The sequence below is a fragment of the Lachnoclostridium sp. Marseille-P6806 genome (genome assembly GCF_900625025.1).
Classification (GTDB): Bacteria; Bacillota; Clostridia; order Lachnospirales; family Lachnospiraceae; genus CAG-791.
Window position 1 is genome coordinate 243,833 of the sequence record NZ_LR130576.1, and the last position, 26,140, is coordinate 269,972.

Here is a 26,140-nt window from a genome sequence, read left to right on the forward strand (position 1 = left end):
TTCTTTTCCGTCCGGCTTCTTAACATTAAATTATAGCCTCCCTGCGCCTTTCGCACCATGGGTTACGGCAATTCCGGCTTTTCTTAATCGTTTTCGTTAAAAGAATACCTCCTGACAACAGAAAAAGCAAGCCGCCTCTCTCCGCACCCCGCCGCTCCGGCGTCTCCTTTCATAAAAAGCGCCCGACCCGCCTCTCCTGCAAGTGCCGCATATTAGGGCGTTTTCCTCTCTTTCTCCGTCCCCGTGCAAAGAGCTGTACAAAAGAAGACAAAAGTTTCGTGTTGCTTTTTGGAATATGCCGAGTATATAATGAACTTCGTACAGGACCGCGCCGGAGCTTAAACGTTTACAATACGTTCGTCCGCGCTTCCCGCCCACAAAAAGACCCCCTCCGCCATGATCGGACGGATGCAAAAAGGAGAGCAGGCACACTATGAAATTCGGCTATTTTGACGACAAAAACCGGGAGTACGTGATCACCACCCCGCAGACGCCCCTGCCGTGGATCAATTACCTTGGCAATCAGGACTTTTTCAGCCTGATCTCCAACACGATGGGCGGCTATTCTTTCTACAAGGACGCAAAGCTCCTGCGTCTTACGCGCTACCGCTACAACAGCGTGCCCTATGATAATAATGGAAAATATTTCTTCATTCAGGACGGCGATACGCTCTGGAATCCGGGCTGGCAGCCGACCCGGACCGAGCTGGACCGCTACGAGTGCCGCCACGGTCTCGGGTACAGCCGCTTTCTCGGCGTCAAAAACGATATCGAGGCCTCGGTTCTCAGCTTTGTTCCGCTCGGCGACAACTGTCAGATCGACCATGTGAAGCTCACCAATCTCTCGGGCGCACCGAAGTCCATCCGACTTTATTCCTATGTGGAATGGTGCCTCTGGAACGCCTCCGACGACTGCGAGAATTTCCAGCGCAACCTCTCCACCGGTGAGGTCGAGGTCGAGGGCTCCGCGATTTTTCATAAAACGGAATACCGCGAGCGGAGAAACCACTATGCCGTCCGCTCCGTCAACGCCGCGATCGACGGCTTTGATACCATACGTTCCGCATTCATCGGAACCTACAACGGTCCCGATGCGCCCGAGGCGATTCTCCGCGGCGGCTGCACCAATTCCATGGCGAGCGGCTGGTCCCCGATCGCCGCACAGCAGCTCGACATCCGTCTTTCCCCCGGCGAAACAAGATCCCTTGTCTTTGTTCTGGGATATATCGAAAACCCGGAAAGCGAGAAATGGGCGGATGGCACACAGCCCCGCGACGGCATCATCAACAAGACCCGCGCATACGCCATGCTGGACCGCTACCGAACGGACGGGCAGGCCGAGGCCGCCTTTGCGGAGCTCCGCGCATACTGGAGCGGGCTCCTCGCCCGCTACACGCTCCGCTGCGGGGACGACAAGGTCAGCCGCATGGTCAACATCTGGAATCCGTATCAGTGCATGATCACATTCAACATGAGCCGCTCCGCCTCCTACTATGAATCCGGCATCGGGCGCGGCATGGGCTTCCGCGATTCCTGTCAGGATCTGCTCGGCTTTGTCCACCTCATCCCGGGACGCGCAAGGGAACGAATCATCGACATCGCCTCGACACAGTTCCCGGACGGCTCGGCCTATCATCAGTATCAGCCGCTCACAAAGAAAGGCAATGCCGGCATCGGCTCCGGCTTCAACGACGATCCGCTCTGGCTCATTGCGGCGGTCTCCGCATACACGCGCGAAACAGGCGATTACTCCATCCTCGACGAGACGGTGCCCTACGACGGCGATATGTCCATCGCCACCTCTCTGATGGAGCATCTGCGCCGCTCCCTTGATTTCACCATCAGCCACAAGGGGCCGCACGGTCTCCCGCTCATCGGGCGCGCCGACTGGAACGACTGCCTGAATCTCAACTGCTTCTCCGAGCATCCCGGGGAATCGTTTCAGACGTTCGGCCCGTCGGAGGGTCCGGTGGCGGAATCTGTCTTTATCGGCGGCATGTTCGTCAAGTACACGGAGGAATACGCAGAGCTCTGCGAGCTGCGCGGCGCTGCCGCAGAGGCCTCGAGAGCGCGGAGCGAGCGCGAAGCCATGTACCGCGCCGTCTGTTCCGCGGGCTGGGACGGCGAATGGTTTCTGCGGGCCTACGACGCGTACGGAAACAAGGTCGGCTCCCATGAGTGCGAGGACGGTCAGATCTTCATCGAGCCGCAGGGCTTCTGCGTTCTTGCCGGCTGCGGTGTGAAAGAGGGTTTTGCGGACAGAGCGCTCCGCTCCGTCGAAAAACAGCTCGATACGAAGTACGGCATCTGCATCCTCGCGCCGGCCTATAAGCGATATCACCTCGAGCTCGGCGAAATCAGCTCCTATCCCCCGGGATATAAGGAAAACGGCGGCATTTTCTGCCACAACAACCCGTGGGTCTCGATCGCGGAGACGGTCTGCGGACACGGCGACCGTGCGTTCGAAATTTACCGGAAGACCTGTCCCGCCTACACGGAGGATATTTCAGAGATTCACCGCACGGAGCCCTATGTCTACTGTCAGATGGTCGCCGGCCGCGAAGCGAAATATTTCGGAGAGGGCAAGAACAGCTGGCTGACAGGAACCGCCGCATGGACGTTCACGGATATCTCCCAGTATATTCTGGGGATTCAGCCCACGCATACGGGCCTCCGGATCGATCCCTGCGTGCCCCACGGCTTCGGCAGCTTCCAGATCGACCGCCGCTTCCGGGATGCTGTATATCACATCGAGGTCACGAACCCGGACGATGTCGAAAAGGGCGTGCGGTCAATGACGGTCGACGGGCAGGCCGTCGCGGGCTGTACGGTTCCCCTTGTCCCGGGAAAGAAAGAATATCAGGTCCGTGTCGTGATGGGCTGAGTCCGCGCTTTCTCATCCGTCCGGCGGCCTTTCACCAGCCTGCAAAAAGAAAAAGAATGAAAAGAAGAAGGATGACATCCCGTATACTGCCCATATAAGGCAATATGCAGGATGTCATCCTTTTTTATTCGAGCGCCGCGGCCTGCTTTCCATAGCGGCAGATCTCTTTCAGACAGCATTCTCCGCAGCGGGGATGCCGTGCGACACAGACCGCCCGCCCGTGATTCACGAAGCGATGGCAGAGATCCGAGCCCTCCTCCGGCGGTATGATCTTCCAGAGCTCTCTCTCAACCTTTGCCGGCTCTTTCAGATCGTCGACAAGACCGATGAGATTGCACAGGCGGATACAGTGCGTATCCGTCACGATCGCCGGCTTGCCGAACACATCGCCCATGACAAGATTAGCGCTCTTGCGCCCCACGCCGGGGAGGGCAAGGAGCGCGTCAAAATCATCCGGAACCCGGTCTGCATACTTCTCATGCAGCACCTTCATGCAGGCCGAGATATCTCTCGCCTTGCTGTGTCCGAGCCCGCATACCTTTACGATCTCCTCGATTTCCTCCACCGGCGCCTCCGCGAGGGCCTCCACGGTCGGAAATTTTTCATACAGGATCGGAACGGTCTTGTCCACGCGGGCATCGGTGCACTGCGCGGCGAGCCGCACGCTCACGAGGAGCTTCCACGGCTCATCGTACCAGAGCGTGCACTGCGCATCCGGATACTCCTCGCGCAGGCGCCTGATCACCTCAATCGCCAGCGCGCGTTTCTTTTCCAGATCCTTTTCCGCTGTCCCGACCGGCTTCTTCTTTAATTTCGTTTCGGATGTCTTTCCGGATCGCTTCCCAAGCTGTCTTTCCGGCTGTTTTTCAGATTGCTTTTTCATCAGGGCCGTTCCTCTCCGCTCTGTCTCTTTCGCAACTACAACAAAATGAGCGCGTCACCGCCGAATACCGCATTTCTGCGAATCCCGACAGTGCCCACGCTCATCCGTTCACCTGTGCGTGACATGATTCGAACACGCGACCTTCTGGTCCGTAGCCAGACGCTCTATCCAGCTGAGCTACACGCACATTTCGTATGCCTTTCAATATCGGCAACAAAATGTATATTACACGCTCCCAGCCGGTTTGTCAATCCCGTTTTTTCCGTTTTCCGGACGGCTTATTCACGTTCCACCAGCGCCGCGCAGCCCACCGGATGTCCCAGCGCGATGGCGCCGCCGTTGACATTGAGAATATCCCTGTTGAAGCCGAGCTCCCGGGCCACCGCCACGGACTGCGCCGCAAAGGCTTCATTGGCCTCGATGAGATCGAGCTCCCCGACGCTCCACCCGGTCTTCGCGCAGACCTTTTTCGTCGCGGCAACCGGACCGATTCCCATGATGCTGGGCTCCACGCCCGCAAGCTCCCCGCCGATCCACGTCGCCATCGGCACGACGCCGGGCTTTTTCGCCTTTTCCTCACTCATGACGACCATGGCAGCCGCCGCGTCATTGATTCCGGAGCTGTTCCCCGCCGTGACCACGCCGGTTCCGTCTTTCTTAAAGGCCGGCTTCAGCTTCGCCAACGCCTCCGTCGTCGTGCCGAAGCGCGCGCCCTCATCTGTATCAAACACGACCTCCTGCTTTTTCTGCTTCAGGCTCACTAAGGGGACATGGACATGTTTTCCATTCCGCCCGCCACAATAATATCCGCATCGCCCATGGCGATCAGCTTCGCCGCAAGGTTGACACAGTGCAGACCGGAGCCGCACAGTACATTGATGGTCGTCGCCGGAACCCCGACCGGAATTCCCGCGTTCACCACCAACTGCCGCGCCCGCTTATTCCTTTTCCGACGCTTTTTTCTCAAAAATATCGCGGAGGGACTCCGTATAGGGCGCCCGAGCCACGCCGTATTCTGTGACGATTCCGCTGATGAGATCGCTCTCCGTGACATCAAACGCCGGATTATACACCTGTATTCCCTCCGGCGCCATGCGCTCCGCATACCACATCTCCGTCACCTCCTCCGGCTTTCGCTGCTCAATCGGAATCTGATCGCCGGAGGAAAGAGACATATCAATGGTCGAGGTTGGCGCACAGACATAGAAAGGCACACCATAGCGCTTCGCCGCCAGCGCAAGAAGACTGGTTCCGATCTTGTTCGCCGCATCGCCGTTTGCCGCCACGCGGTCGCAGCCCACAAAGACTGCCTGCACCTTGCCGCTCTTCATGAGCGAGGCCGACATATTATCGCATTCCAGAGTGACATCCATGCCGGCCGCCGCCAGCTCGTATGCGGTCAGACGCGCTCCCTGCAAAAGAGGACGTGTTTCATCACAGTAAATATGAAAGCCGTATCCTCTCTCATGCCCCAGATACATCGGCGCCGTCGCCGTGCCGTAGCGGATCGTGGCAAGCCGCCCCGCATTGCAGTGCGTCAGGAGTCCGTCCCCCGGACCTACAAGCGACAGACCGTATTCACCGATGCTGCGGCAGACGCGGATATCCTCTTCCCGGATCTCCTCCGCCTCGCACCCCAGCACCGAAAGAGCCTTTTCGACCGTCATGCCCTGCTCCTCCTTAAGAGACATCAGCACGCACTCCATCCGGCAGAGCGCCCACGAGAGGTTGACCGCCGTGGGCCGCGAGCTCTCCAGATATACTTTCTGCTTCCGAAATTCCCGGGAGAGCGCCTCAAAATTGACTGCATAGTTCTCTACCGTGTCTTTCTCCGGGAGCTGCGCTTTTTTCGCCAACAGATAAATTCCCAACGCCGCTGTGACGCCGATTGCCGGAGCCCCCCGCACCTGCAGCAAATAGATTGCCTCCCAGATTTCCTCCGCCGTACGAAGACGGATAAGGCGCAGCTCACCGGGAAGCTTTGTCTGGTCTATGATCAACAGCGCATCTTCCTCCTTAAGGAGAGACACCGTATCGCAGTCCAGTATCGTCTTTGATTTGTCCATATTCATAAAAATCTCCATTTCGAAGCACGTTGTGCGAGGCGCGCGCAAAGATCAATCTGCGCCCTCCTCTGCGGACCCGCGGATCAAATCCGCATATTCCCCCCGGTTCGCCCGAAGCAGATCCTCCGGCGAAAGGAGAAGCTGCGCTCCGATCCGTCCCGCGCTGACGTAAATTTTAGCCTGCTGCCGCGCGCTCTCGTGCAGACGGGTCACAAAGGCTTTCTTCATGCCAATCGAGGTACAGCCGCCGCGCACATAGCCGGTAAGTGCAAAAAGCTCTTTCACCGGTACCAGCTCCAGCGATTTCACCCCGACCGACTTCGCGCATTTCCTGACATCCAGCTCGGACTCGATGGGAATGACAAATACATAATGGTTCCGGTCCGAGCCGGAGGCCACCAGCGTCTTGTACACCCGGTTTCTTGGCAGCCCGAGCTTATCCGCCGTCTGCACGCCGCTCTCAAATTCGCCGTCCGGCTTGTAGGAAATACTCTCGTAGGGAATATGCTCCCTTTCAAGAATGCGCATGGCATTGGTCTTGACTTCTTTTTCTTTTTTCGCCATCTTTTTTCCAGAACAGAGACGGCCCCTCACCCGAATACCGGGCAGGAGCCGTCTGGATTCATGAACGAAAGCATTGCTCTCACCCTGCGGACAGCGCTGTGCCATCCGCGAATCGTTCATGAAATTATACGTTTTCCGCTTTTTTGAGCTCCGCGATCTTCTCCGTCAGCTTCGGAACAATTTTGTTGAGATCGCCGACAATGCCGTAATCCGCCGCGTCAAAGATCGGCGCCGACTCGTCCTTATTGATCGCAATGATCATATCGGACTCCTCCATGCCGGCCAGATGCTGGATCGCGCCGGAGATGCCGATCGCGAAATAGACCTGCGGCCGAACCGTTTTGCCGGTCTGACCGACCTGAAGCTCCTTGGGCTTCCAGCCCGCATCAACAACCGCGCGGCTGCAGGAAACCGTCCCGCCGATTGCCGCCGCCAGATCGTCAAGGAGCTTGAAGTTCTCCGGAGAGCCCACACCGCGGCCGCCGGAGACAAGGATCTTCGCATCCATGATGTCCGCCGTCTTCTTCGCATTCTTCACGATGTCAAGGATCTCAACATATCTGTCGTTCGGAGTGAAGCCGGGATTGAACGCAATCACCTCGGCCCTGCGTCCCGCCTGCGGAGCCGCTTTCTGCATGACGCCGGGACGAACCGTCGCCATCTGCGGCCTGAAGTCGGGGCACGCGATCGTCGCGATGGTATTGCCGCCGAACGCCGGACGGGTCATGAGAAGCTGGTTGTGAAGCTGCTTGTCCTCCTGCCCGGGAACCGCATTGATCGGGAAACTGCCTATTTCAAGGCTGGTGCAGTCCGCCGTCAGACCCGTGTGCACCCGCGCGGAAACACGGGGACCCAGATCACGGCCGATTGCCGTCGCACCGACAAGGAAAATATCCGGCTTGAACTTTGTGATCGTCTCGGCCAGCGCGTGCGCGTAAGGCTCGGTGCGGTACTCTTTCAGCTCGGGATCATCGATCACGATGACCTTGTCCGCGCCGTATTCGCCCAGCTCATCCGCGAGCGAGCCGATTCCGGAACCAACCAGAACCGCCGTGACCTCCGTCCCGAGATCCGCCGCAAGCTCTCTGCCCTTGCCGACCAGTTCAAGAGAAATTCCGGAAAGCTCGCCGTCTACCTGCTGCGCATAGACGAATACGCCCTTGTACTCTTCTCTGTTTGTATCTGCTCTCATTGTATTCAGACTCCTTTTTATCAGATGATGTGCTTTTCCTGAAGCTTCTCTACGATATAGTCAACCGCCTCTGCCGGGCCGAGATCAGACTTCTTCTCTCCCGCGCCCTTGCGGACCTTATCGGAAGCCTTTGCAATCTGCGTCGGGGAGCCTTTCAGGCCGAGGTTGGAGTCTTCCACATCTTTCAGATCCGTTCTCCCCCAGACCGTCACTTCTTTATCCAGTGCGTCAAAGATTCCGCCGGGCGTCATGTAGCGGGGCTCACACAAATCGCCGAGAGCTGTGACAAGGCAGGGCATCTTTGCTTTCAGCGTCATGTATCTGTCGTCGAACTGACGCTCCACCGTGATGGTTCTCTGCTCCTCGTCGACCTCCACGATTTTCTGCGCATAGGCAATGGTCGGGATACCGAGGTGTTCTGCAATCTGCGGGCCGACCTGCGCGGTATCGCCGTCGATCGCCTGTCTTCCTGTAAAAATGAGATCATATTCAAGATTGCGGATCGCGCCCGCCACCGTCTGCGAGGTAGCCCATGTATCCGCGCCGCCGAGAACCCTGTCAGTGACAAGAACGCCCTTATCCGCTCCCATGGCCATCGCCTCACGGAGAACCGCATCCGCCTTGGGAAGACCCATGGTGACCACCGTCACCTCTGCCCCATACTTATCCTTTAACTGAAGCGCCGCCTCAAGGCCTGCCTTGTCGTCCGGATTCATGATCGTGAGCATCGCTCCTCTGTCCAGAGTTCCATCGGGCTTGAATTTAACGCCTCCCTTGGTATCCGGAACCTGCTTTACACAAACAACGATTTTCATTGATTTTCTCCTTATACATTATTCCGTCACGGAAGATGCCGGTCCGCCGGAGCTCTCACGGATGCCCCGGCCTCCCATTACTTAAGCAGTCCGCCGGAAATAACCATCCTCTGCACTTCGCTGGTTCCCTCGTAGATCTCGGTGATCTTCGCGTCGCGCATCATGCGCTCGACATCGTACTCTCTCATGTAGCCGTAGCCGCCGTGGAGCTGCACCGCCTTGGTCGTGACCTCCATCGCGACCTCCGCCGCACAGAGCTTCGCCATCGCCGCTTCCTCAGAGTAGCGGTCCTGCGTCTCCTTGGCCATTGCCGCACGATAGACAAGAAGCTGCGCCGCTTTTACCTTGGTAGCCATATCGGCGATCTGGAACGCGGTATTCTGGAACGCACCGATGGATCTGCCGAACTGCTTTCTCTCCTTGATGTAGGCAAGCGTCTTATCCAGCGCGCCCTCGGCAAGTCCGAGCGCCTGCGCCGCAATCCCGATACGGCCGCCGTCCAGCGTATGCATGGCAATCGGGAAACCCTTGCCCTCTGCGCCGAGGCGGTTCGCATCCGGAACAACAACGTCGCTGAATACCAGCTCATAGGTCGCTGAAGCGCGGATGCCCATCTTGTTTTCCTTGGTTCCGAACGTGAAGCCGGGCATTCCCTTTTCAAGAATAAACGCCGTGAATACTTTCTGCGATCTGCCTCTCTTGTCGAGCTTGAGGCCGGTCTGGGCAAAAATCACATAGATATCCGCTTCCTTACCGTTGGTGATAAAAATTTTGGATCCGTTGATAACCCAGTCCCCGTTCTCATTTTTCACCGCCTTGGTCTGAACGCCCTGCGCATCCGTCCCGGCGCCGGGCTCTGTGAGGCCGAACGCGCCGAGCTTCTCGCCCTTTGCCAGCGGAACGAGGTATTTCTGCTTCTGCTCCTCGGTTCCGAACATCAGGATCGGATCGCAGCAGAGGGAGGAATGCGCGGAAATGATGACAGACGTCGTTCCGCATTCCTTTGCCATTTCCTCGACGCACATGACATAGGTGAGAGGATCGCAGCCCTGTCCGCCGTACTCTTTCGGAACAGAGATGCCGAGAAAGCCGTAGCGCGCAAGCTTGTCGACCGTCTCTCTCGGGAATCTCTCGGTCTCATCGATTTCCTGCGCAAGAGGCTTCACTTCTTTCTCGGCAAAATCCCTGAAAAGCTGTCTTGCCATCTCATGCTTTTTGTCTAACTGAAAGTCCATGGTAATCTCCTTCATTTTCTTTGTACGGATGCGTCCGGAACCGGATCGCTCCCGCTGTTACTCAGCTTTATGCAAAGCAAATGCAGCGCCGCAGCGCCGGGGATATAACCGCCGCGCGGCAGCCGCTGCATTTCTGCCGGAATCAGAGCTGATCGACCGGAGTCTTGGTGCGATCGGCATTATATTTGTAGAAGCCCTCGCCGGTCTTCACGCCCAGCTTCCTGCCGCGAACCATCTTGCGCAGCAGCGGGCACGCCCGATACTTGGAATCCTTTGTTTCATTATAGAGAACATCCATGATCGCCAGAACAATATCAAGTCCGATGAAATCGCCGAGCTCCAGCGGTCCCATCGGGTGATTCGCGCCGAGCTTCATCGCCGCATCAATACCGGCGATGTCCGAGACGCCCTCGCTGTACACGAAAATTCCCTCGTTGATCATCGGAACGAGAATCCGGTTGACTACAAAGCCGGCCGCCTCATTCACCTGCACCGGTGTCTTGCCGAGCTTCTCGGAAATCGTCCTGACCGCCTCGACGTCCGCCTCCGGAGTATTCGCTCCCTTGATGACCTCAACCAGCTTCATGACCGGAGCCGGATTGAAGAAGTGCATTCCGATGACCGGCTTCGCAAGTCCTGCTCCGATCTCGGTGATGGAAAGCGAGGAGGTATTGGACGCAAAAATACAGTTCTCGTTCTTTACGATATTCTCCTGCAGCTCCTTGAAGCAGTTTTTCTTGATATCCATGACCTCAAGCGCCGCCTCGACCACAAGATCCGGATCCACCGCAATGGTGTTGAGACCGGTCTCAAGCTTTGCAAGCACGGCATCCGCCTTTGCCTGCTCCAGCTTTCCTTTTGCGACGAGCTTGTCAAGGCTCTTCTGAATCTTCGCCTTGCCGCCGTCCGCGAACTCCTGCTTGATGTCGCACAGATAAACTTTCTCGACCTCGTCGCACTGCGCAAAGGTCTGCGCAATGCCGGCTCCCATTGTTCCTGCACCAATAACCGCTACTTTCATTATGAATCCTCCATGCCAAAGCGCTTTGTGTGAGGCACGCGCCGCAAAAGCCGCGCAGGCGGTTTTGCAGCTGCGATCAAGGGCAATTTGAGCTTCAGCCCAAATTGCTGTATGAAAAATCAGCGCATCAGCGTGATTTTTCATACGAGTCCTCCATTGATGGTTGGTAATGTATGAACGAACCCTCCGGCTCCATGCGCCGCAGCCGGCTTTCCGGGCGGAGGGAAACTTCATCCGCAGCAAACCGATTTACCGATTTTTGAACTCCACGTGCTTGACCTTTGCCGGGTCATCCTTTTTTCGAAGGAAATTTGCCATTCCCTCCTGCTGGTCATAGCTCTCAAAGCAGTCACCGAACAGCTTCTCCTCAATGACGACGCCCTCTTCGATGGAAACCTGCAGTCCGTCGTTGATGGCTTTCTTGCAGCCGCGAACAGCGATCGGCGCGTTGGACGCAATGACTGCCGCCATTTTCTTCGCCGCCGGGAGGAGTTCCTCCTGCGTATACACAGAGTTTACAAGGCCGATGCGATATGCCTCGTCTGCCTTGATGTTGCGCGCCGTATAGACGAGCTGCTTCGCCATACCCGCTCCGACAAGACGCGCCAGTCTCTGCGTTCCGCCAAAACCGGGGGTGATGCCGAGGCCTGCCTCAGGCTGGCCGAAGACGGCATTGTCTGAGCAGATGCGGATATCGCAGCTCATCGCAAGCTCGTTGCCGCCGCCGAGAGCAAAGCCGTTGATCGCGGCAATGACCGGGATCGGGAAAGACTCGATTTTAAGGAAAATATCGTTGCCTTTCTTTCCGAACGCCTCTCCCTCCGCCTTGGTCAGCGTGCTCATCTCTCCGATGTCCGCCCCCGCGACAAAGCTCTTGTCCCCTGCGCCGGTAAGAACAAGGCAACGAACCGCCGCCGTGTCCACTGCCCCGAGAACCGCGTCAAGATCATCGAGCACCTGACTGTTCAGCGCATTGAGCGCCTGCGGGCGGTTGATGGTAATGACGCCGACAGCGCCCTCTGCTTCATACTCTACAAAACCCATTTCTTCCTCCTGAAATCATTTGATCTGCACAGCACACGGCCGGAAAGAGCTCTTGCTCCCTCCGACCGCATGGAGATATCTGACGTCAACCGGACATTCCGGTTCGCGGAGCTCTGCCGCGCACGGTGCTGTTCTCTCCGATTATCCCTCGTACTTCTCCACAATGGTGGCGCAGCCCATGCCGCCGCCGATGCAGAGCGTCGCAAGACCTCTCTTCGCATCGCTCTTTGCCATCTCGTGAAGCAGCGTAACAAGAATGCGGCAGCCAGAAGCGCCGACCGGATGGCCGAGCGCAATCGCTCCGCCGTTCGGATTCAGCCGGCTCAGGTCAAAATTCAGCTCTTTTCCGACCGCGACCGACTGCGCCGCAAACGCTTCATTTGCCTCATAAAGATCCATGTCGTCAATGGTGAAGCCGGTCTTTGCGAAGACCTTTTTCGTCGCCGCGACCGGGCCGACACCCATGATCGACGGATCCACACCGCCGAGCGCACCGGCGATCCAGACCGCCATCGGCTTTACGCCCAGCTCCTTTGCCTTTTCCTCGCTCATGACCACGACCGCCGCCGCACCGTCATTGATGCCGGAAGCGTTCCCTGCGGTCGTCACGCCGTCCGCATTGATCGGGCGGAGCTTCGCAAGGGCCTCGACGGTCGTTCCCGGGCGGGGGCCCTCGTCGGTATCCACGATGATCTCGGTCTTCTTCTGCTTCACGGTGACAGGCACAATCTCATCCTTGAACGCGCCTTTTTCAATCGCCTGCGAAGCCTTGTTCTGAGAATCCGCGGCAAACGCGTCCAGCTCCTCGCGGCTGAGTCCCCACTGCGCCGCCACGTTGTCGGCAGTTTTGATCATATGGTAGTTATTGAACGCATCCCAGAGCGCATCGTTTACCATCGTATCCACGAATGCGCCATTGTTCATGCGATAGCCGAAACGCGCCTGCATCGCGGCGTAGGGAGCCAGCGACATGTTTTCCATACCGCCCGCTACGACGATATCCGCATCGCCTGCAAGAATCATGTCCGCCGCCATATTGACGCAGTTCAGACCGGAGCCGCAGACCACGTTGACCGTCACCGCAGGAACCTCATAGGGAAGCCCCGCCGCAACAGAAGCCTGTCTCGCCACGTTCTGTCCCTGTCCGGCCTGAATGACACAGCCCATAAGAACCTCATCCACGGCCTCCGGCGCGACCCCGGCACGCTTCAGCGCCTCCCGGATGACCACTGCGCCCAGATCCTTGGCCGGAACGGTACTCAGCGCGCCGCCCATTTTGCCGATTGCCGTGCGGCATGCCCCCACAATTATCACTCTCTTTGCCATGCTTCCCTCCATTTTTTCTTGTCTTTTTGCCCCAATAACCCGGTAAATCCCGTTTTCAGAAAGCATCGTCCCCGCCGAAGCTGACCATCGTCTCTGAGTCCGCCGATTCCTGTGTTATTAGATTGTTAATTTTTTATCACTCGCCAAAAATTATACCATACACAGGTCTTTCTTTCAAGAAGACGATCGTCACATTTCCGGTTCAATCAGGCCGTAGGTCGCCCCTTTGCGCTTGTATACCACATTAATCTGATCGGTTTCCGCATTGCGGAATACATAAAAGCTGTGACCGAGCAGCTCCATCTGCACGCAGGCGTCCTCCGGGAACATCGGCTTCATGTCGAACTGCTTGCGGCGGGATATCCGGATCGTCTCTTCCTCCGCATAGTCGTTGTCGACAAATTCTCTGCGGAAATCCGACGCCGCGTCCTGATGCTTCCGAATGATCTTGCCCTTGTATTTCTTGAGCTGACGCTCGATGATCTCCTCCACCAAGTCAATGGAGACGTACATATCGCTGCTCACCTGCTCGCAGCGGACAATTCCGCCTTTCACGGGAATCGTGACCTCGATCCTGTGCCGGTCCTTATCGACATTCAACGTGACATGCGCGACCGTATCCTCGGCAAAATAGCGATCGAGCTTGCCGAGCTTGTCGCGGATCGCCTGATCCAGACCCGGTGTGACATCCACATTCTTACCGACGATAACGAGCTTCATAAATGACCTCTTTCCGCAGCCCTGAGATATACGCCCCGGCCGCACGTTTTTGTTGAGGTAATTATATCACGAAAGCAAAGCCCTGCGGATTTTGTCCTGCGAAAAGCCGACGTATGCCTGCATGCAGGAGGTTTAGCACAGGGCAGAAGACCGTGGCGCAGCCACGGAGCGAGGAAACGCGCAGCGTTTGCGAGCGCCGCGGGGCGGGCGATGCGGGCCTGCGCGCGGGAGGCTCAGCGCCACCCCATCTCATGATATAAATATTCTTTCAGCCGAAACAGAGTATAGAGCGGAATAGACCATACATGTGTATCTCCATCCATATTATCTCCTACATTTTTTAACGACGTCTTTATTGCTATTCTGATAAATTCTCTCTTTCCCCGCCAGATAATACGCCCCGGCCGCTCCCAGGGTAAGAATAACCTGCACCTGCGGGAACGCCCGGCAAAGCGCTGCCGAAAGTCCCTCCGCATCCTCCGCGGGAAGACCTGTAAGCTGCGAGGCCTCCACCTCATTGACAAAAAGATAACTGATTTTCTGCAAGGGCAGCGCTTTTGCCGCAGCATTCATTGGAGAGGGGTTAAGCACAATGATCATTCCCTTTTCTCCAGCTCTGTTGATCGCATGTGCTGTGCCGCTGATTTCATTCTGCAGAAGCAACACATCTCCCGCCGAAAAATCTGCAAGAACCTCATCAATCTGCCGCTCCGTAACGCTTTGATTTGCTCCGCCGAATAAGATAATGCTGTTGTCGCCGTCGCCCGCACTCTGAATAACCGTATGCCCTGTCGGAACATTCTCAAGGCAGCGGATGCGGGAGACATCCACCCCTCTGTACAATATGTCCGACCTTGTAAACATAGTCCATATTCATGGAACCAAAATTCAGAACTTTCATGATCCCAATCTTTTTATCGTACCTGAAACAACCGCTGCTCCCGACATTTCTTTCGCAGCGCCCTCCGAAAGACGCTGAAACACATATTCCTTATACACGTCGGCTTTCAGACTGCTGCACACAAACGCATTGGGCTGTCTGCCTAGACACCCGTCGACATCCACATAAAAGCCCCCATAGCCGGGCCCGGGCGAGATATCCACCTCACAAAAATACCTGCTGCAGTTTCCAATGCACTCCGGACACAGAGCCGCTGCCACAGCCGCCGGATCTGCCATATCAAGACAATCCTCCCCGAACCGCTCCCTGTTCAGCGCAAGAAGCTGCGCATTGCAGTCCATGGCAAACGCGCCGAGCCGTCCGCTGCTCCGTATTCTTTCAATATCTGCCGCCGTGAGCATACTCTCGCCGAGACAGGCGTCCCAGCCGACAAACATAAGTTCCGAAAAGCCGAACTCCACGATAATCTTTGCCGCTTCCGCATCTTGCCAGATATTAAATTCTGCAACCGGCGTTACATTCCCCCGGCCCAGACCGCCGGTTCCCATGGCAACGACTCTGCGGACTCTCCGCATAGTCTCCGGTTCCAGCCTGATAGCCAGCGCCAGAAAAATGCACTCCTGTGATTTCAAAAAGACGCCCCGTCACAATCGGGGTCAAAATATCGGCCCCTCCCCCCGCCGTCGCGATCAGAGCCCCCGCTACACTGATTCTCCGCCATCCGACTCTCGTTGCAATCGTCACAATAACACTGTACAGCACGCCCAAGGCGAAGCCGGCGATAAAAAAAGAAAAAAACTCCATTTTATCGAACGGGACAAGTATACGCCGGCAAGCGCGGCAAGGGCAATTACCTGATTGCCGATCAAAACGCTGACAGGCCGGATTCTGCGAAGAATAAAAATAAACACAACCGCACCCGCGGCACTTCCCAGATGATAGGTCGTGGGCTTCGGCTTGTTTACAGCCTTGCCCTCATACGTAACCTTATATGTGATTTCTGTTCGTCAGACCGGAAGTTTGCCCGTGAGTTAGTAGGTTCCTCACCTCCGGCTTCCTTCGGATTCGAGGTCGCCCCCGACACCCTTGCCTTCGGCTATATCCTTCCCGCTGCCGGGCGGATTCGGGACTTTCACCCGTTGGAAACGTGCGCCGCCAGGCGCACTAATAAAGCAGCGAGACACCACCCGAAACTGTCTTGCTGCTTTCCGTTGCTGCGGCAGATGACAGTTATTCCATTTTTTTCAGCTTTTGATTCACCTTCCCCGCCAGCTTTTTCATATGCAGGTAGAAAATGAACCAGATTCCAAAGGCGACGGCAAGTTCGCCAAGAATCGTGATGACAACGACAAAAGGACCTTCTTCTGAGGGGATCCACCCCACCGCAAAGGCCACGATTGTCATAACAATGCTTCCGACCCCCATGTGAATCAGCGTCTGAACAGCAAGGGACATGTCTTCCTTTTCGTAGACGATCGTAGGAAGCCCGAAGCCAAGACCGATCCCGACCGCCCCCAGAGCCATCTTTGTAAATGAATAATTCTCTAGTGTGAATGTTCCTTTATAGATCTGGTCAAAAATAATGCCTATGATACAGAAAATTAATAATGCAATACCCAAAGATCTCGATGTATTTTTCAAAACAATTTTTTTTCTCATACAAAATCCTCCATGCCGAAGCACTTTCGTGCGAGGCGCACGGCACAAGCACTCTGCGCCGGCGCGCAGTGCGCCGAGCCGCTTTGCGTCTTGTGTCGTATCATCCATCAGAGTCCTAAATACTCCTTAAACAAGGGCAGATATTTTCTTGAAACGTAATCTCTCAGTCCGTTTTTCAGTTTCAAAGCAAGACTGCCTCCGAACCCGGCCTCCACGCTTTCGATATAAGAAAGACGGATAATGCTCTGCTTCGATATCTGCATAAATCCGCTTCCAAGCTGCTGCCGAAGCTCATACAGCCGCTTTCCGGAACAGTAGCTTTCCTTTTCCGTATAGATCACGATTTTCCCGTTTTCTGCACGAACCATGTAAATCTCATCCGGCTTTATGACCGCCATTTTGTCCTCCTGCTGACCGATAACAGGCGAGTCGGCGGCCTTCAGCAGTTCCAGTGCCTGCCGTATCTCATCCGTCACCTTGTCTGCATAGATAACAGCGTATGGCGGCACATATTCTTTTGATAGTTCCATGCTGACTTTCACTATCCCGTCACCTCCTTTCTGCTCCTCTTTCCAACGCCAGCTTACAATAACTTTTTCTGTCTGTCATACGATTCCGGGTAAGCGGCAAAAATCCAAGGGTAAGACACATAAATCCCAGTGTGACAATGACCGTCTCGACGTTCACGTGAAAAATGCAGACACTTTATTTATATATATCCTAAAAAGAAAAGCGGCTTCTCAGCAATACGCTGAAAAGCCGCCTGCTCCGCAGTCCGAAATCCGGATCATTTTCCAAGAGAGGAGAAATGATCCGGATTTCTGTGTCCGCGTTTCTTTTTGCATTTTTCTTTCTGTCTTTTTTGTATCCGTCAGTTTATCATTCTGCGGATTCCCACAATAGACCGGTACAGCGCATTGGAAATCCGTATGCCGTAAGTCGGGTTCGACGCATGAACGATCTGGCCGCCGCCGATGTAGATGCCCACGTGTCCGCTGTAAAAGACCAGATCGCCGGGCCGCGCTGCCGACAGGTCGGGCACAGCGGTTCCCATCGCCCGCTGCGCCGCATCATTATGCGGCAGGGAATAGCCGAAATGAGCGTAAACCGACATCGTAAAGCCCGAGCAGTCCGTACCGTTCGTGAGACTGCTGCCGCCCCACACATAGGGATTCCCGATAAACTGCTGCGCATAGCCCGCAATCTCTCCTCCCAGACCGCCGGACTGAGATGCGCCGCTCTCCTTTGCCTCCGCCTCGAGCCTCCGCTTCTCCTGCTCTCTGGATTCCGCCTCGACATATTCCGTCTCGATATCGGCAAAATCCGAGGAGATATAGCCGTCGCCGTCTGCGGTGGAAACCTTGATCCAGCCCTCTTCCTCCGAAAGAATCTCCAGCTTTTCGCCTTTCGGAAGCAGGGAAATCACATCGGACTCGATATCCGCCGCCGCACGGACGCGCAGCGTCTCCGTCGTCACCGTAGCGATGCGGGTCGATGCCTTTTCCGCGAGCTCTACCGCCTCGCTCCCCGTCGTGACAAACTCCTCTTTTACATAGCCCCTGACGTCGCCGGAACGAATCTCGACCCAGCCGTCCCCGGCACTGCCGAGAATCTCCGCCACGCCGCTGCTGTACAACTTGCCGACCACCTCAGCATCCGTACTCGCCTTTTCCCGGACATTGACATAATCCGACGCCGTGGAAACCGCCAGCTTTTTCGCATCAATTCCGCCGACCGATATGGCCTCCACCGGCGCCGTGCCGTCCGGAGCCGCCCCGGCATCCCCGCTCTCCGTCCCGCCCGTTTCTTTCTCTTTATCTGCCGTCTGCTTCTCTGCTGCTTCCGCTACGTCCCCACTGTCCGCCGGAGCCGCATTTCCGGTTTCACTCGATTGATCCGCTCTATCCGCATCGCTCACCGCGGCTGCCGTTCTCTCCAGTGCGCTCTGCTGCGTCTCGGACAGCGCCGTTGTAAGAATCGCACTTTCTTCCCCTGCACTGTCTTCCTCACGACTTTCTGCGCCATCAATAACCGACAAAGAAACTGCCTCGGGAATCGGCTCATCCAATGAAGTCAGCGCGGATACTGCCGCAGATGTCTCCTCCTCGTCCCCGGAACGCTCTGCCGCAAGAACCGGCCGAGCCACCGATGTCTCCACATAGCTCGCCAGCTTCGCAAGCACGGAGAAGCGGCCCGTTTCCCGGCCTGTGCTCCCCGTTTCGGAGGACGTCCTCGCTCTGCGGGTGATCTTTCCCGACCTGAGCAGCTCACTCTCAACCTCCCGCAGGGTCACGCCCCGGCCGGAGAGCGTATAGGCAACTCCGGCGCTCGGAAGCTTTGAGGAGAGACTCCCTGCATGAACCGTACTGGTTCCGATAAGAACGGCGGCCGCCGCCGACAGGAACAGAACACCTGCCTCCAGTCTGTATCTGTGCATGAATCAGAATTTCCTCCGATAGATCATTCTGTATTGTTTCACAATACGCGATACAGAAATAAGTTATGAAACATTTCCGTAACGCGGCACGTAATATTCCCCTAGATTATTACAGAAATATTACAAAACAAACTATATCATTCGGCACAGACACTGTCAACCGGATTGCACCCGACAGATTTTCTGGTAGACTTTTGGGTGATGGGTTTTGATTGAGATGAATTATATAGAAAGGATTTCCTGATATGAAAACTGTCGTCATCACCGGTGCGGGGCACGGAATCGGGCACGCTGCTGCCCGCCGGTTCGCCGCGGAGCACTGTCGTCTGCAGCTGATCTGCCGCCGCTCCCTTGCCGAGCTCGAGGACCTCGCCCGTTCTCTCTCAGAGCAATACGAGATTCCTGCTGCCGCCGACCTCTTGGATGTCAGCGACGCCGCTGCCGTCGAGCGCTACTTTGCAGAAAAGTCGCCCCACACCGACATTCTCATCAATAATGCCGGCATCTCCCATGTCGGTCTCTTACAGGATATGACCCCCGAGGAATGGAACCGGGTGATCGCCGTCAATCTGAGCTCCATGTTCTATACGGCAAAGCAGGTAATTCCTCAGTTTCTTCTGAATCGCGAACGGCTTGCTCCCGGAGAATGCCCGGGACGCATCATCAACGTCTCGTCTGTCTGGGGGACAGCCGGCGCCGCGGGAGAGGTCTGCTATTCCGCCTCCAAGGGCGGTGTGAACAGCTTCACGCGGGCCCTTGCAAAGGAGCTTGCTCCCAGCGGAATCCCCGTCAACGCCATCGCCTGCGGCTGCATTGATACGAGAATGAACGACTGCTTTGACGAAGACGAGAAAAGAGCTCTGTGCGCAGAAATTCCGGCCGGCCGCTTCGCCTCCCCCGAGGAGGTCGCCGAGGCCATTCTGCACCTCTCGCAGATGCCGTCCTACATCACCGGGCAAATCATCGCCATGGACGGCGGGTGGGTCTGAACGCGCGGCAAACGGCAGCGCAGCGCCTCAGTCCTCGCGGCACTCGTCCGTCCAGCACTCGCGGAAACGGGCGGCAAAGGAGGGTTTCTCTCCCGCTGCGTACAGATGCGAAATATCGGCAAAGGCACTGATCCGAAAGCTGGCCGTCCCCTGACGCCGCTCCTCCGTATACACGGTCGTGACTGAGGAGGGCGCCGCACAAAAGCTGTGCCAGAATATCATCGGAGAAACATTTGCAAGATGGCTGAGCAGGACACCCTCCAGCCCGAAATGGCAGAACAGCACGATCGTATCATGATTCGGCCGCTCCGCACGGTAGTATTTTCCATCTCTTATATAGCCATGCTCCGCGAGCAGCGCGTCAAAACCGATGCAGACCTCACGGTATGCCTCGCCGACTCTTCCCTCGCGCATAATCGGATCTTCGCACCAGCGCTCCGCGTCATAAAACATGGGCCGCGCCGTCCAGTCCTGCGGCAGCCAGTCCCACGCAATCCTCCGGCTCCCGTCCGTCACATCCGGCCGCAGTATTCGCGGCGGGAACTCCTGCAGCCAGTTCAGCACAGCAGCCTCGCGTCCCGTTTTCCGCAGCGTGCACGAGGCCGTATCGCGGGCCCTCCCCAGCGGGGAAACATAAAACCGGGAAATTTCTTCCTTTGACAGCCGCTCTGCGAGTAGCTCCGCCTCCCGCCAGCCGGTTTCCGTGAGGGAATCAATCGAGTAATCCGGATCTGCATGCCTTATAATCAACAGCCTCACGGTGCATCCTCCGTCGTCTCCGCACCGGGGGACGCAGCGGCTTCCGCAGGCTGCGAGCCGCGATATTCCGAAGACCACAGCGGCCGCGTCAGTCCAAACAGCACCAGAATAACCGCCATAACCACCAGAACAATGATTTTTTCCCGTTTTGATAACGCTCTCGTCAGTTGATTCAACGTCTCTTACACCTGTTCATTCAGCCAGCGCACCGCCGCCTCCAGCCCTTTCTCTGAAAATTCAAATTTTTCACTTTTCTTTGCCGCCTCATCGGTTGCTGCATAGCCGTACGGCTCCGGCCACACCGTCGCCAGAAAACAGCCCTCGCCCCGCTTGTCGGGCGGGATGTAATGCACATTTTCCAGCGGCTCTCTCGCCAGACGGAAGCGGACGTTCCCCGCACTTCCGAAATACGCCTCCCCGTATTCATAATGGGAAAAGCCGAACAGCTCATGCGGATCGATTGCGCCTGTCAAAGCCTCACTCATAAAAGCTGATCTCCGAAATCACCGTATCGTCATAGCGGTCACCTGCGTAGACGCTGTCGATGCGCAGCGTGACGGAATCCATGCTCACGGCTGTGTCAAACACGATATACTGCACGTCTCCGGCATCCTCAAGCTCAATATCCTTTTCCGCCATCTCACCGCCGGAACGAACCGTCATATGAAGCATATGGGGCCGGTTGTTATTATAATATTTCTTCCGGGACTGCATGCTTCCGCCCCAGAAAGCAATGGCGCTGATCTCATGCCCGCCGCCGAACGCCGCGTCGATCGTCGTTCCGAGGCCGGCATCCGGTTCTCCCTCCTGCCATGAGGTGCTGATATCCCCGTCGATCATCGACTCCGCCGTGTAACGCTCGCCGGTGCGCGCCCCGGTCAGCTCCGAGGAAGCGCGGATATCGACCGGCATTACCGTCTCCCAATCTCCGGGCTCAAAACCCTCTGTGACAATACGGTAATTCAGCGCCTCGCGCGCTCTCCGCTCCGCCTCGGCATCTGCCGCCTCTGCCGCCGCTTTTACCGCCGCCGCTGACTCGGAGCTGGCCTGCTGCGCCTGCTCCGCAGGCGTAAGGGAAGCGGAGCTTTCTGCTGCCTCGGCCGCAGCCTCCGCCGCTTCGCCCAGAATCTCTTCCGCTTTCTCGTTTACCGTCTGCGAAGAAGCAGACTGCGCCTGCTCCCCGCTTCCGGCGCTCCAGAGCTTCCGAATTTCATGAAGAAGCGGACTTCCTGCGCGGTCCAGCTCCTGATAGGCGACACACAGGCCGCCGATCACCACAATCGCTCCTCCAAGAATGATCAGGTCACGCCGGATGTGCCGGCGGCGGGAATGTGCGACATTGACCTCCGGTTCCTCCTCGATGACGCGGCTGACGTCCTCGCTGAGCTGCTGCGTGATTTCCTCCGTGATCGTGCCGATCTCCGCGTTTCCGGACTCCTCGGCTGTATCCGTCTCCGGCGCCGCCGATTCCGCCGGTTCATTATTCTCTGCCTGTTCTGCCGCGGCCTCTCCCGCGCTGTTTTTCACCGCAGGTTCCGATGCTTCCGGCTCCTCCGTATTTTCCGATGAGTTCTCTGCGGCAGAGGCAGAGAACTCCGGCTCCGCGCTGCCCAATTCCACCGCTTCCGGCTCTGTTTTATTCTGCTCCGCTTTTCTCGAATCCGCTTTTTCCGGTTCCGACTCTGCCGCAGGCTCTGTCCCGGAAGCAGGCATTTCCTCCCGAGCAGGCTCTGCCGCTTCCTTTTCTGCTGTCAAACCCGGTTTCTCTGCATTCTCCATCATGTTTCCCAAGGTGTTCTGCTCCGCGGCCGCGACAAGCTCCTCGGCTGTCAGCGCCTTTTCCGCACTGACGGCCTGCTCCACCTCGCGCTGCATCGCCTCTTTTCTGGCCTGCCGCTGCTCCGGCGCTGCGATCTCATCGCGCAGCGCCTCCGCTTCTGCATTTTTGCCCAGAGCCTCCAGCACATCCGCATAGCTGTACAGGCTGGCCGGATGAATCAGGCCGGCCGCCTTTGCCTTTTCAAACCAGCCCGCCGCCGCGGCAGGATCGCCCCCGGCCTGCGTAATGATGCCGCAGCTTTCATAGAACACCCGGTTGCCGCGCTCTCCCGCGCGGAGGTTCCACGCATCCGCCAGATCGTTTTCCCCGAGGCGGAGCAGTACATCCGTCACCGCAAAGAGATCATTGGAATCATTCTGCTGCGCCGCGCGGAGAACGCAGGCCGTATAGGCCGCAAGATTTTCCTCCCCACTCTCCTGAACGCTGCTCATCGTATCGAGCAGGAGTCCCGCCTGCGCTTCATCCTCCGGAATCAGATCCGTCAGATTCAGCAGCCGGTTGATGCTGCCGATCTGTCTGCGCCCCTCAGACGCCTCACCGTAGCTGCCCGATTTTGCCAGACGGTCCGCCGCACGCATGCACTCATCCAGACGCTCCGCAATCTCCCTGCGGGTCATACCGTGATTCAGCTCCAGATCGTTAAAGCTTCCCATTCTGTCGTTCTCCTACTTCCCTGCAATCCCGGAAAACACGTCCTCTGCTGCATTCGCAATGCTTTCCCAATAATTATACGGGCTTTACCCGCCATAATCCATAGCGAACTCCTGTCTTCACTCCGTCTGTCCGCTCAGTCCGTCTCATCGGATATCCGCTTCGAGAGAATGCGGACACCGTTCAGCTCCACGTCATCCTGCAGCGGGATCAGAAGAAACTCCCTGCCGTCGAGAATGCGGGTCGTGATCATCGAAGACATATCGGACTTGACGGAAATCCTTATGCTGGGTGAGCGAATCTCCATCGTCGTCTTCGGCGCAATGCTCTCTGCCTTGAAGCCCTTCCCCTCTCCGACCGTCTCTCCCCATACCGCGTCGAACGCCTCCTCGAAGCTCTCCTCCCGCGTATTTTCCGAGCCGCTCTCGCGGAGAATACGGCGGATCTCCGTGCGCCCCAGTTCCGCCGGCTCCGGGGCGTCCGCCTGCTGCTTCACCGTCTCGATCGCCGCCTCCGTCAGCGCTTTCACACTGTCGAAATCACAGCCGCGCCCCAGCGCCTTTTCCACAAGACCCGTAAAGAGCTCTTTCTCCTCGGTCTCCGTCGCCGGAAGCTCCGTCTCTGTCCCGATCAGCTCGTCGATCAGCTCCGGATGACGCTCCTCCTCTTTCCGCGCATAGTACATCAGCGAATGAATATCCGGGATACGATCCGTAAACGCCGGGTACACGAAGCCGACCGCCGGCATCTGCACGCCCAGATCGCTGCGCTTGTTCACAAACCGCAGCTGCTGCGCGTCAAAGCAGAGCCCCTCGCGGATCTCCGTCACCGGGCAGATATCGCAGACCATGAACTGATAGACATAGTCCGAGGCGTCCTCCAGCTCCTGTCCGTCGCTTGTTTTCGCCGGAATATCATAGCTTCCGAACGCCAGAACGATCAGATACCTGCCGATTCCCTGTATGCTTCCCATAATGCGCCGGCAGAAATCGCGGACCCTCTCCGGATCTGCCAGCTCCGAGCGCAGCAGCGCATAGAGCTGCGCCTGTTTTCCTCCGTCCGCCTCCTCTGCGAGAGGAAATTCCATCTCAAAAAGATTTCTCCCCGTTCTTCCGGTCAGCGTTCTGCGGAAAAGCTCGAGATATTTCGCCGTCTCTTCCTCCTGCATGGCGCGCCACGTCTCATTCAGCTCCGCGATGATCTGTCCGTCCTCATCCACAAAGCAGCCCGCTATGCTGTCGATCCGGCAGCGCTCTCTTGTCAGGAGCTTCCTGACCTCCGCAATCGCTTTTTTATCCATGTACTGTGATTTTCCTTTCCTCTCCTGAATCCTCCACGGTCAAGGCGCCAAAAACATCCGGCCTCCGGACATTCGATGCCTGTTTCGTCACATCAGCTCTGCAAAAAGGCGCAAAAACAGCTGCCACAGCCGCCGCAGGCCTGACCGCCCGGTGCGATAAAATTCCGTCACCTCCCGGCACTCCGCAAAGCTCGCATCAAAATCCGCTTTCATGGCGTGCACCGCCTCGCAGTGACAGAAAAAGCAGCCGTTCTCAAAATGATGATACAGGCTGCGGTAATCGAGATTGATCGTCCCGCAGGTCGCCATCCTGTCGTCCGCAATGCTCATCTTCGCATGAAAGAAGCCCGGCGTCCATTCGTAGATCCGCACGCCTCTGCGCACCAGTCCGTTGTAAAACGAGCGGGTCACTCCGTAGACCATTTTCTTGTCCGGAATGCCCGGCGTGATGATGCGCACATCGACGCCCCGCATGGCGGCCAGCCCGAGCGCATGCATCATTTCATCGGTGATGATGAGATACGGCGTGCTGAAATAGCAGTATTTCTCCGCCTTGTCGGCCATGCTGATGTACACATCCTCGCCTACGTGCAGGTCGTCCATCGGATTATCGGCGTAGGGTGCGGCAAAGCCCTCCGGTTCTTTCGCCTCATAGCGGATATCCGGCAGATAGCGGCCGAAATCCGTGTCGTCCACATCGGAGCGTTTGACCGCGTTCCACATCTCGAGAAACGTCACGGTCATGCTCCGCACCGCCTCTCCGGAGATCATGATTCCTGTGTCCTTCCACTCACCGTAGGGCTTCGTGATATTGAAATACTCGTTGGCCAGATTGTAGCCCCCGGTAAAGCCCACACGCCCGTCGACAATGGTGAGCTTGCGGTGATCCCGGTTATTCAGAAAAAGATTGAGCCCCGGCGCAAACGGGTTGAACACCCGGCAGCGGATCCCGAGTGCTTCCAGCCTGCGGATAAAATCCGTGGTGATGAAGCCGATGCTCCCCAGATCATCATAGAATACGCGCACCTCCACCCCCGCGCACACCCTCTCCACCAGCACCTCCTGAATACGCTGCCAGACATCTTTATCCTCGATGGCATGATATTCGATGAAAATGAAGCGCTCAGCCTGCGCCATCGCCGCAAGCTGCGCCTCCAGTCCCTTGACCGCCTGATCAAAGTAGGTCACATCCGTGTTCCGGTAAACCGGATACTTCGCATAGGCGGCAATATAGGAAGCGATGTTCCCTGCGGAGCCGTCGCGGCGCGTCAGCTCCTCCAGCTCCTCCTTATTCTCCGGCAGGAGAGGAAGCAGGATGCCGTCGATTTTTTCATACCGTTCCCTCATCCGCCGGGTATGGACGTTCAGACCGACCATGAGGTACATGGCGACGCCGAAGACCGGGAAAAGAAGCATCAGTATGATCCACGGCATCTTCATGGAGGAGGTCTTGTGCTGTCCGTAGATCACCAGTCCCAGTATCAGACCGACGACGCGCGTGATGATATTGACCCATTCCGCATAGCGGTTGAGTCCGGTGAGAAGCGCCGCCAGAAGCAGAGATTCCAGCAGCATCGACAGCAGAGCAAAAGCCAGACGGCTGACACCGTTCCGTGTCGCCGCTTTCTTCTCCACCGTCTGCGGACGTATGCTTCTCTTCCTTTCCTCCATCGGCGCTCCCCCTGCCGTGTTCCGCTTTGTCTCTGCCGCGATCAGAGGCTGCCGCTCTCCGTGTTCGCTCTTTCTAAAATACTATAACGCAGAAGCGGCCCAAACGTAAGTCCCGCCCGGAGCCGCGTTCCCCCGCCTCAGACCACGCCCCGGGCCGCCTCCCGGGCATCCGGCCGCCGCACT

23 protein-coding genes, 1 tRNA gene and 1 pseudogene are annotated in these 26,140 nt (G+C 57.1%); 2 read left to right on the forward strand and 23 right to left on the reverse strand.

Annotated elements, in window-relative coordinates:
* Window positions 1-433 precede the first annotated feature (433 nt).
* Window positions 434-2,884 carry a GH36-type glycosyl hydrolase domain-containing protein gene (locus tag E0E20_RS05200; protein WP_130837146.1) on the forward strand — a complete coding sequence of 817 codons (2,451 nt, stop codon included), beginning with the start codon at window positions 434-436 and terminating at the stop codon, window positions 2,882-2,884.
* A 124-nt stretch (window positions 2,885-3,008) separates the two neighbouring features.
* Here the strand turns inward: E0E20_RS05200 and E0E20_RS05205 are convergent, their stop codons facing one another.
* The 17 genes and pseudogenes from E0E20_RS05205 to E0E20_RS05285 all read right to left on the reverse strand — a co-directional run bounded on the left by E0E20_RS05205 (window position 3,009) and on the right by E0E20_RS05285 (window position 18,747).
* Window positions 3,009-3,767: an endonuclease III domain-containing protein gene (locus tag E0E20_RS05205; protein ID WP_130837147.1), complete on the reverse strand. Its 759-nt coding sequence runs from the start codon at window positions 3,765-3,767 to the stop codon at window positions 3,009-3,011.
* 113 nt (window positions 3,768-3,880) lie between these two features.
* A tRNA-Arg gene (locus E0E20_RS05210) sits at window positions 3,881-3,954 on the reverse strand.
* A 112-nt stretch (window positions 3,955-4,066) separates the two neighbouring features.
* Window positions 4,067-4,701: pseudogene (locus tag E0E20_RS05215) on the reverse strand (beta-ketoacyl synthase N-terminal-like domain-containing protein); the annotation flags it as partial.
* A gap of 4 nt (window positions 4,702-4,705) precedes the next feature.
* The gene (mtnA, locus tag E0E20_RS05220) at window positions 4,706-5,833 is read right to left on the reverse strand and encodes an S-methyl-5-thioribose-1-phosphate isomerase (protein WP_130837212.1); all 1,128 of its coding nucleotides are present in this window, start codon (window positions 5,831-5,833) and stop codon (window positions 4,706-4,708) included.
* A 51-nt stretch (window positions 5,834-5,884) separates the two neighbouring features.
* Window positions 5,885-6,397 (reverse strand): Cys-tRNA(Pro) deacylase, encoded by a 513-nt coding sequence (ybaK, locus tag E0E20_RS05225; RefSeq protein ID WP_130837148.1) that lies wholly within the window; start codon window positions 6,395-6,397, stop codon window positions 5,885-5,887.
* A gap of 124 nt (window positions 6,398-6,521) precedes the next feature.
* The gene (locus E0E20_RS05230; protein ID WP_130837149.1) at window positions 6,522-7,589 is read right to left on the reverse strand and encodes an electron transfer flavoprotein subunit alpha/FixB family protein; all 1,068 of its coding nucleotides are present in this window, start codon (window positions 7,587-7,589) and stop codon (window positions 6,522-6,524) included.
* A gap of 20 nt (window positions 7,590-7,609) precedes the next feature.
* Window positions 7,610-8,404, reverse strand: coding sequence for an electron transfer flavoprotein subunit beta/FixA family protein (locus tag E0E20_RS05235; RefSeq protein ID WP_130837150.1), 795 nt, complete (start codon window positions 8,402-8,404; stop codon window positions 7,610-7,612).
* Between the two features lie 77 nt (window positions 8,405-8,481).
* Window positions 8,482-9,639, reverse strand: a complete 1,158-nt coding sequence (locus E0E20_RS05240; protein ID WP_130837151.1) for an acyl-CoA dehydrogenase — start codon at window positions 9,637-9,639, stop codon at window positions 8,482-8,484.
* A 142-nt stretch (window positions 9,640-9,781) separates the two neighbouring features.
* Window positions 9,782-10,660, reverse strand: a complete 879-nt coding sequence (locus E0E20_RS05245) for a 3-hydroxyacyl-CoA dehydrogenase family protein (RefSeq protein ID WP_130837152.1) — start codon at window positions 10,658-10,660, stop codon at window positions 9,782-9,784.
* Window positions 10,661-10,909: 249 nt separating this feature from the next.
* Window positions 10,910-11,704, reverse strand: a complete 795-nt coding sequence (locus E0E20_RS05250) for an enoyl-CoA hydratase-related protein (protein ID WP_130837153.1) — start codon at window positions 11,702-11,704, stop codon at window positions 10,910-10,912.
* Between the two features lie 141 nt (window positions 11,705-11,845).
* Window positions 11,846-13,030: an acetyl-CoA C-acetyltransferase gene (locus tag E0E20_RS05255; RefSeq protein ID WP_130837154.1), complete on the reverse strand. Its 1,185-nt coding sequence runs from the start codon at window positions 13,028-13,030 to the stop codon at window positions 11,846-11,848.
* Window positions 13,031-13,219: 189 nt separating this feature from the next.
* A complete protein-coding gene (gene hpf / locus E0E20_RS05260; RefSeq protein ID WP_130837155.1) occupies window positions 13,220-13,750 on the reverse strand; it encodes a ribosome hibernation-promoting factor, HPF/YfiA family in 531 nt (176 codons plus the stop codon).
* Window positions 13,751-14,074: 324 nt separating this feature from the next.
* Window positions 14,075-14,593 carry a PfkB family carbohydrate kinase gene (locus E0E20_RS05265; RefSeq protein WP_165443992.1) on the reverse strand — a complete coding sequence of 173 codons (519 nt, stop codon included), beginning with the start codon at window positions 14,591-14,593 and terminating at the stop codon, window positions 14,075-14,077.
* Between the two features lie 54 nt (window positions 14,594-14,647).
* Entirely contained in the window at window positions 14,648-15,283 is a 636-nt protein-coding gene (locus E0E20_RS05270; RefSeq protein WP_242622667.1) for a nucleoside hydrolase, read from the reverse strand.
* Window positions 15,284-15,881: 598 nt separating this feature from the next.
* On the reverse strand, window positions 15,882-16,310 hold the full coding sequence (locus E0E20_RS05275; RefSeq protein ID WP_165443993.1) for a DUF3021 domain-containing protein: 429 nt from the start codon (window positions 16,308-16,310) through the stop codon (window positions 15,882-15,884).
* Window positions 16,311-16,417: 107 nt separating this feature from the next.
* Complete coding sequence (locus tag E0E20_RS05280) at window positions 16,418-16,852, reverse strand: LytTR family DNA-binding domain-containing protein (protein WP_130837158.1); 435 nt, start codon at window positions 16,850-16,852, stop codon at window positions 16,418-16,420.
* A gap of 329 nt (window positions 16,853-17,181) precedes the next feature.
* Complete coding sequence (locus tag E0E20_RS05285) at window positions 17,182-18,747, reverse strand: C40 family peptidase (RefSeq protein ID WP_130837159.1); 1,566 nt, start codon at window positions 18,745-18,747, stop codon at window positions 17,182-17,184.
* Between the two features lie 245 nt (window positions 18,748-18,992).
* Here E0E20_RS05285 and E0E20_RS05290 point away from each other — a divergent pair, with 245 nt between their 5' ends.
* Window positions 18,993-19,736 (forward strand): SDR family NAD(P)-dependent oxidoreductase, encoded by a 744-nt coding sequence (locus E0E20_RS05290; protein ID WP_130837160.1) that lies wholly within the window; start codon window positions 18,993-18,995, stop codon window positions 19,734-19,736.
* Window positions 19,737-19,763: 27 nt separating this feature from the next.
* On the opposite strand, the gene E0E20_RS05295 is transcribed toward E0E20_RS05290, so the two are convergent.
* The 6 genes from E0E20_RS05295 to E0E20_RS05320 all read right to left on the reverse strand — a co-directional run bounded on the left by E0E20_RS05295 (window position 19,764) and on the right by E0E20_RS05320 (window position 25,936).
* A complete protein-coding gene (locus E0E20_RS05295) occupies window positions 19,764-20,495 on the reverse strand; it encodes a histidine phosphatase family protein (RefSeq protein ID WP_130837161.1) in 732 nt (243 codons plus the stop codon).
* On the reverse strand, window positions 20,492-20,671 hold the full coding sequence (locus tag E0E20_RS05300) for a hypothetical protein (protein WP_130837162.1): 180 nt from the start codon (window positions 20,669-20,671) through the stop codon (window positions 20,492-20,494). Before E0E20_RS05300 ends, E0E20_RS05295 begins: the two co-directional genes overlap by 4 nt.
* A 6-nt stretch (window positions 20,672-20,677) precedes the next feature.
* On the reverse strand, window positions 20,678-20,980 hold the full coding sequence (locus tag E0E20_RS05305) for a hypothetical protein (RefSeq protein WP_130837163.1): 303 nt from the start codon (window positions 20,978-20,980) through the stop codon (window positions 20,678-20,680).
* Entirely contained in the window at window positions 20,973-22,988 is a 2,016-nt protein-coding gene (locus E0E20_RS05310; protein WP_130837164.1) for an NADase-type glycan-binding domain-containing protein, read from the reverse strand. The genes E0E20_RS05305 and E0E20_RS05310 overlap by 8 nt, the downstream gene beginning before the upstream one ends.
* A 134-nt stretch (window positions 22,989-23,122) precedes the next feature.
* A complete protein-coding gene (locus E0E20_RS05315) occupies window positions 23,123-24,286 on the reverse strand; it encodes a DUF4317 domain-containing protein (protein WP_130837165.1) in 1,164 nt (387 codons plus the stop codon).
* 87 nt (window positions 24,287-24,373) lie between these two features.
* The gene (locus E0E20_RS05320) at window positions 24,374-25,936 is read right to left on the reverse strand and encodes a phospholipase D-like domain-containing protein (RefSeq protein WP_130837214.1); all 1,563 of its coding nucleotides are present in this window, start codon (window positions 25,934-25,936) and stop codon (window positions 24,374-24,376) included.
* Window positions 25,937-26,140: the final 204 nt, after the last annotated feature.

What these genes read in the sequence shown, in the direction of transcription:
- E0E20_RS05290 (WP_130837160.1), top strand. Translation starts at nt 18,993, where the DNA reads ATGAAAACTGTCGTCATCACCGGTGCGGGGCACGGAATCGGGCACGCT.
- E0E20_RS05230 (WP_130837149.1), bottom strand. Translation starts at nt 7,589, where the DNA reads ATGAGAGCAGATACAAACAGAGAAGAGTACAAGGGCGTATTCGTCTAT.
- hpf (WP_130837155.1), bottom strand. Translation starts at nt 13,750, where the DNA reads ATGAAGCTCGTTATCGTCGGTAAGAATGTGGATGTCACACCGGGTCTG.
- E0E20_RS05250 (WP_130837153.1), bottom strand. Translation starts at nt 11,704, where the DNA reads ATGGGTTTTGTAGAGTATGAAGCAGAGGGCGCTGTCGGCGTCATTACC.
- mtnA (WP_130837212.1), bottom strand. Translation starts at nt 5,833, where the DNA reads ATGGACAAATCAAAGACGATACTGGACTGCGATACGGTGTCTCTCCTT.
- E0E20_RS05245 (WP_130837152.1), bottom strand. Translation starts at nt 10,660, where the DNA reads ATGAAAGTAGCGGTTATTGGTGCAGGAACAATGGGAGCCGGCATTGCG.
- E0E20_RS05235 (WP_130837150.1), bottom strand. Translation starts at nt 8,404, where the DNA reads ATGAAAATCGTTGTTTGTGTAAAGCAGGTTCCGGATACCAAGGGAGGC.
- E0E20_RS05240 (WP_130837151.1), bottom strand. Translation starts at nt 9,639, where the DNA reads ATGGACTTTCAGTTAGACAAAAAGCATGAGATGGCAAGACAGCTTTTC.
- E0E20_RS05310 (WP_130837164.1), bottom strand. Translation starts at nt 22,988, where the DNA reads ATGGGAAGCTTTAACGATCTGGAGCTGAATCACGGTATGACCCGCAGG.
- E0E20_RS05305 (WP_130837163.1), bottom strand. Translation starts at nt 20,980, where the DNA reads ATGAGTGAGGCTTTGACAGGCGCAATCGATCCGCATGAGCTGTTCGGC.
- ybaK (WP_130837148.1), bottom strand. Translation starts at nt 6,397, where the DNA reads ATGGCGAAAAAAGAAAAAGAAGTCAAGACCAATGCCATGCGCATTCTT.
- E0E20_RS05255 (WP_130837154.1), bottom strand. Translation starts at nt 13,030, where the DNA reads ATGGCAAAGAGAGTGATAATTGTGGGGGCATGCCGCACGGCAATCGGC.
- E0E20_RS05275 (WP_165443993.1), bottom strand. Translation starts at nt 16,310, where the DNA reads ATGAGAAAAAAAATTGTTTTGAAAAATACATCGAGATCTTTGGGTATT.
- E0E20_RS05200 (WP_130837146.1), top strand. Translation starts at nt 434, where the DNA reads ATGAAATTCGGCTATTTTGACGACAAAAACCGGGAGTACGTGATCACC.
- E0E20_RS05315 (WP_130837165.1), bottom strand. Translation starts at nt 24,286, where the DNA reads ATGGATAAAAAAGCGATTGCGGAGGTCAGGAAGCTCCTGACAAGAGAG.
- E0E20_RS05285 (WP_130837159.1), bottom strand. Translation starts at nt 18,747, where the DNA reads ATGCACAGATACAGACTGGAGGCAGGTGTTCTGTTCCTGTCGGCGGCG.
- E0E20_RS05205 (WP_130837147.1), bottom strand. Translation starts at nt 3,767, where the DNA reads ATGAAAAAGCAATCTGAAAAACAGCCGGAAAGACAGCTTGGGAAGCGA.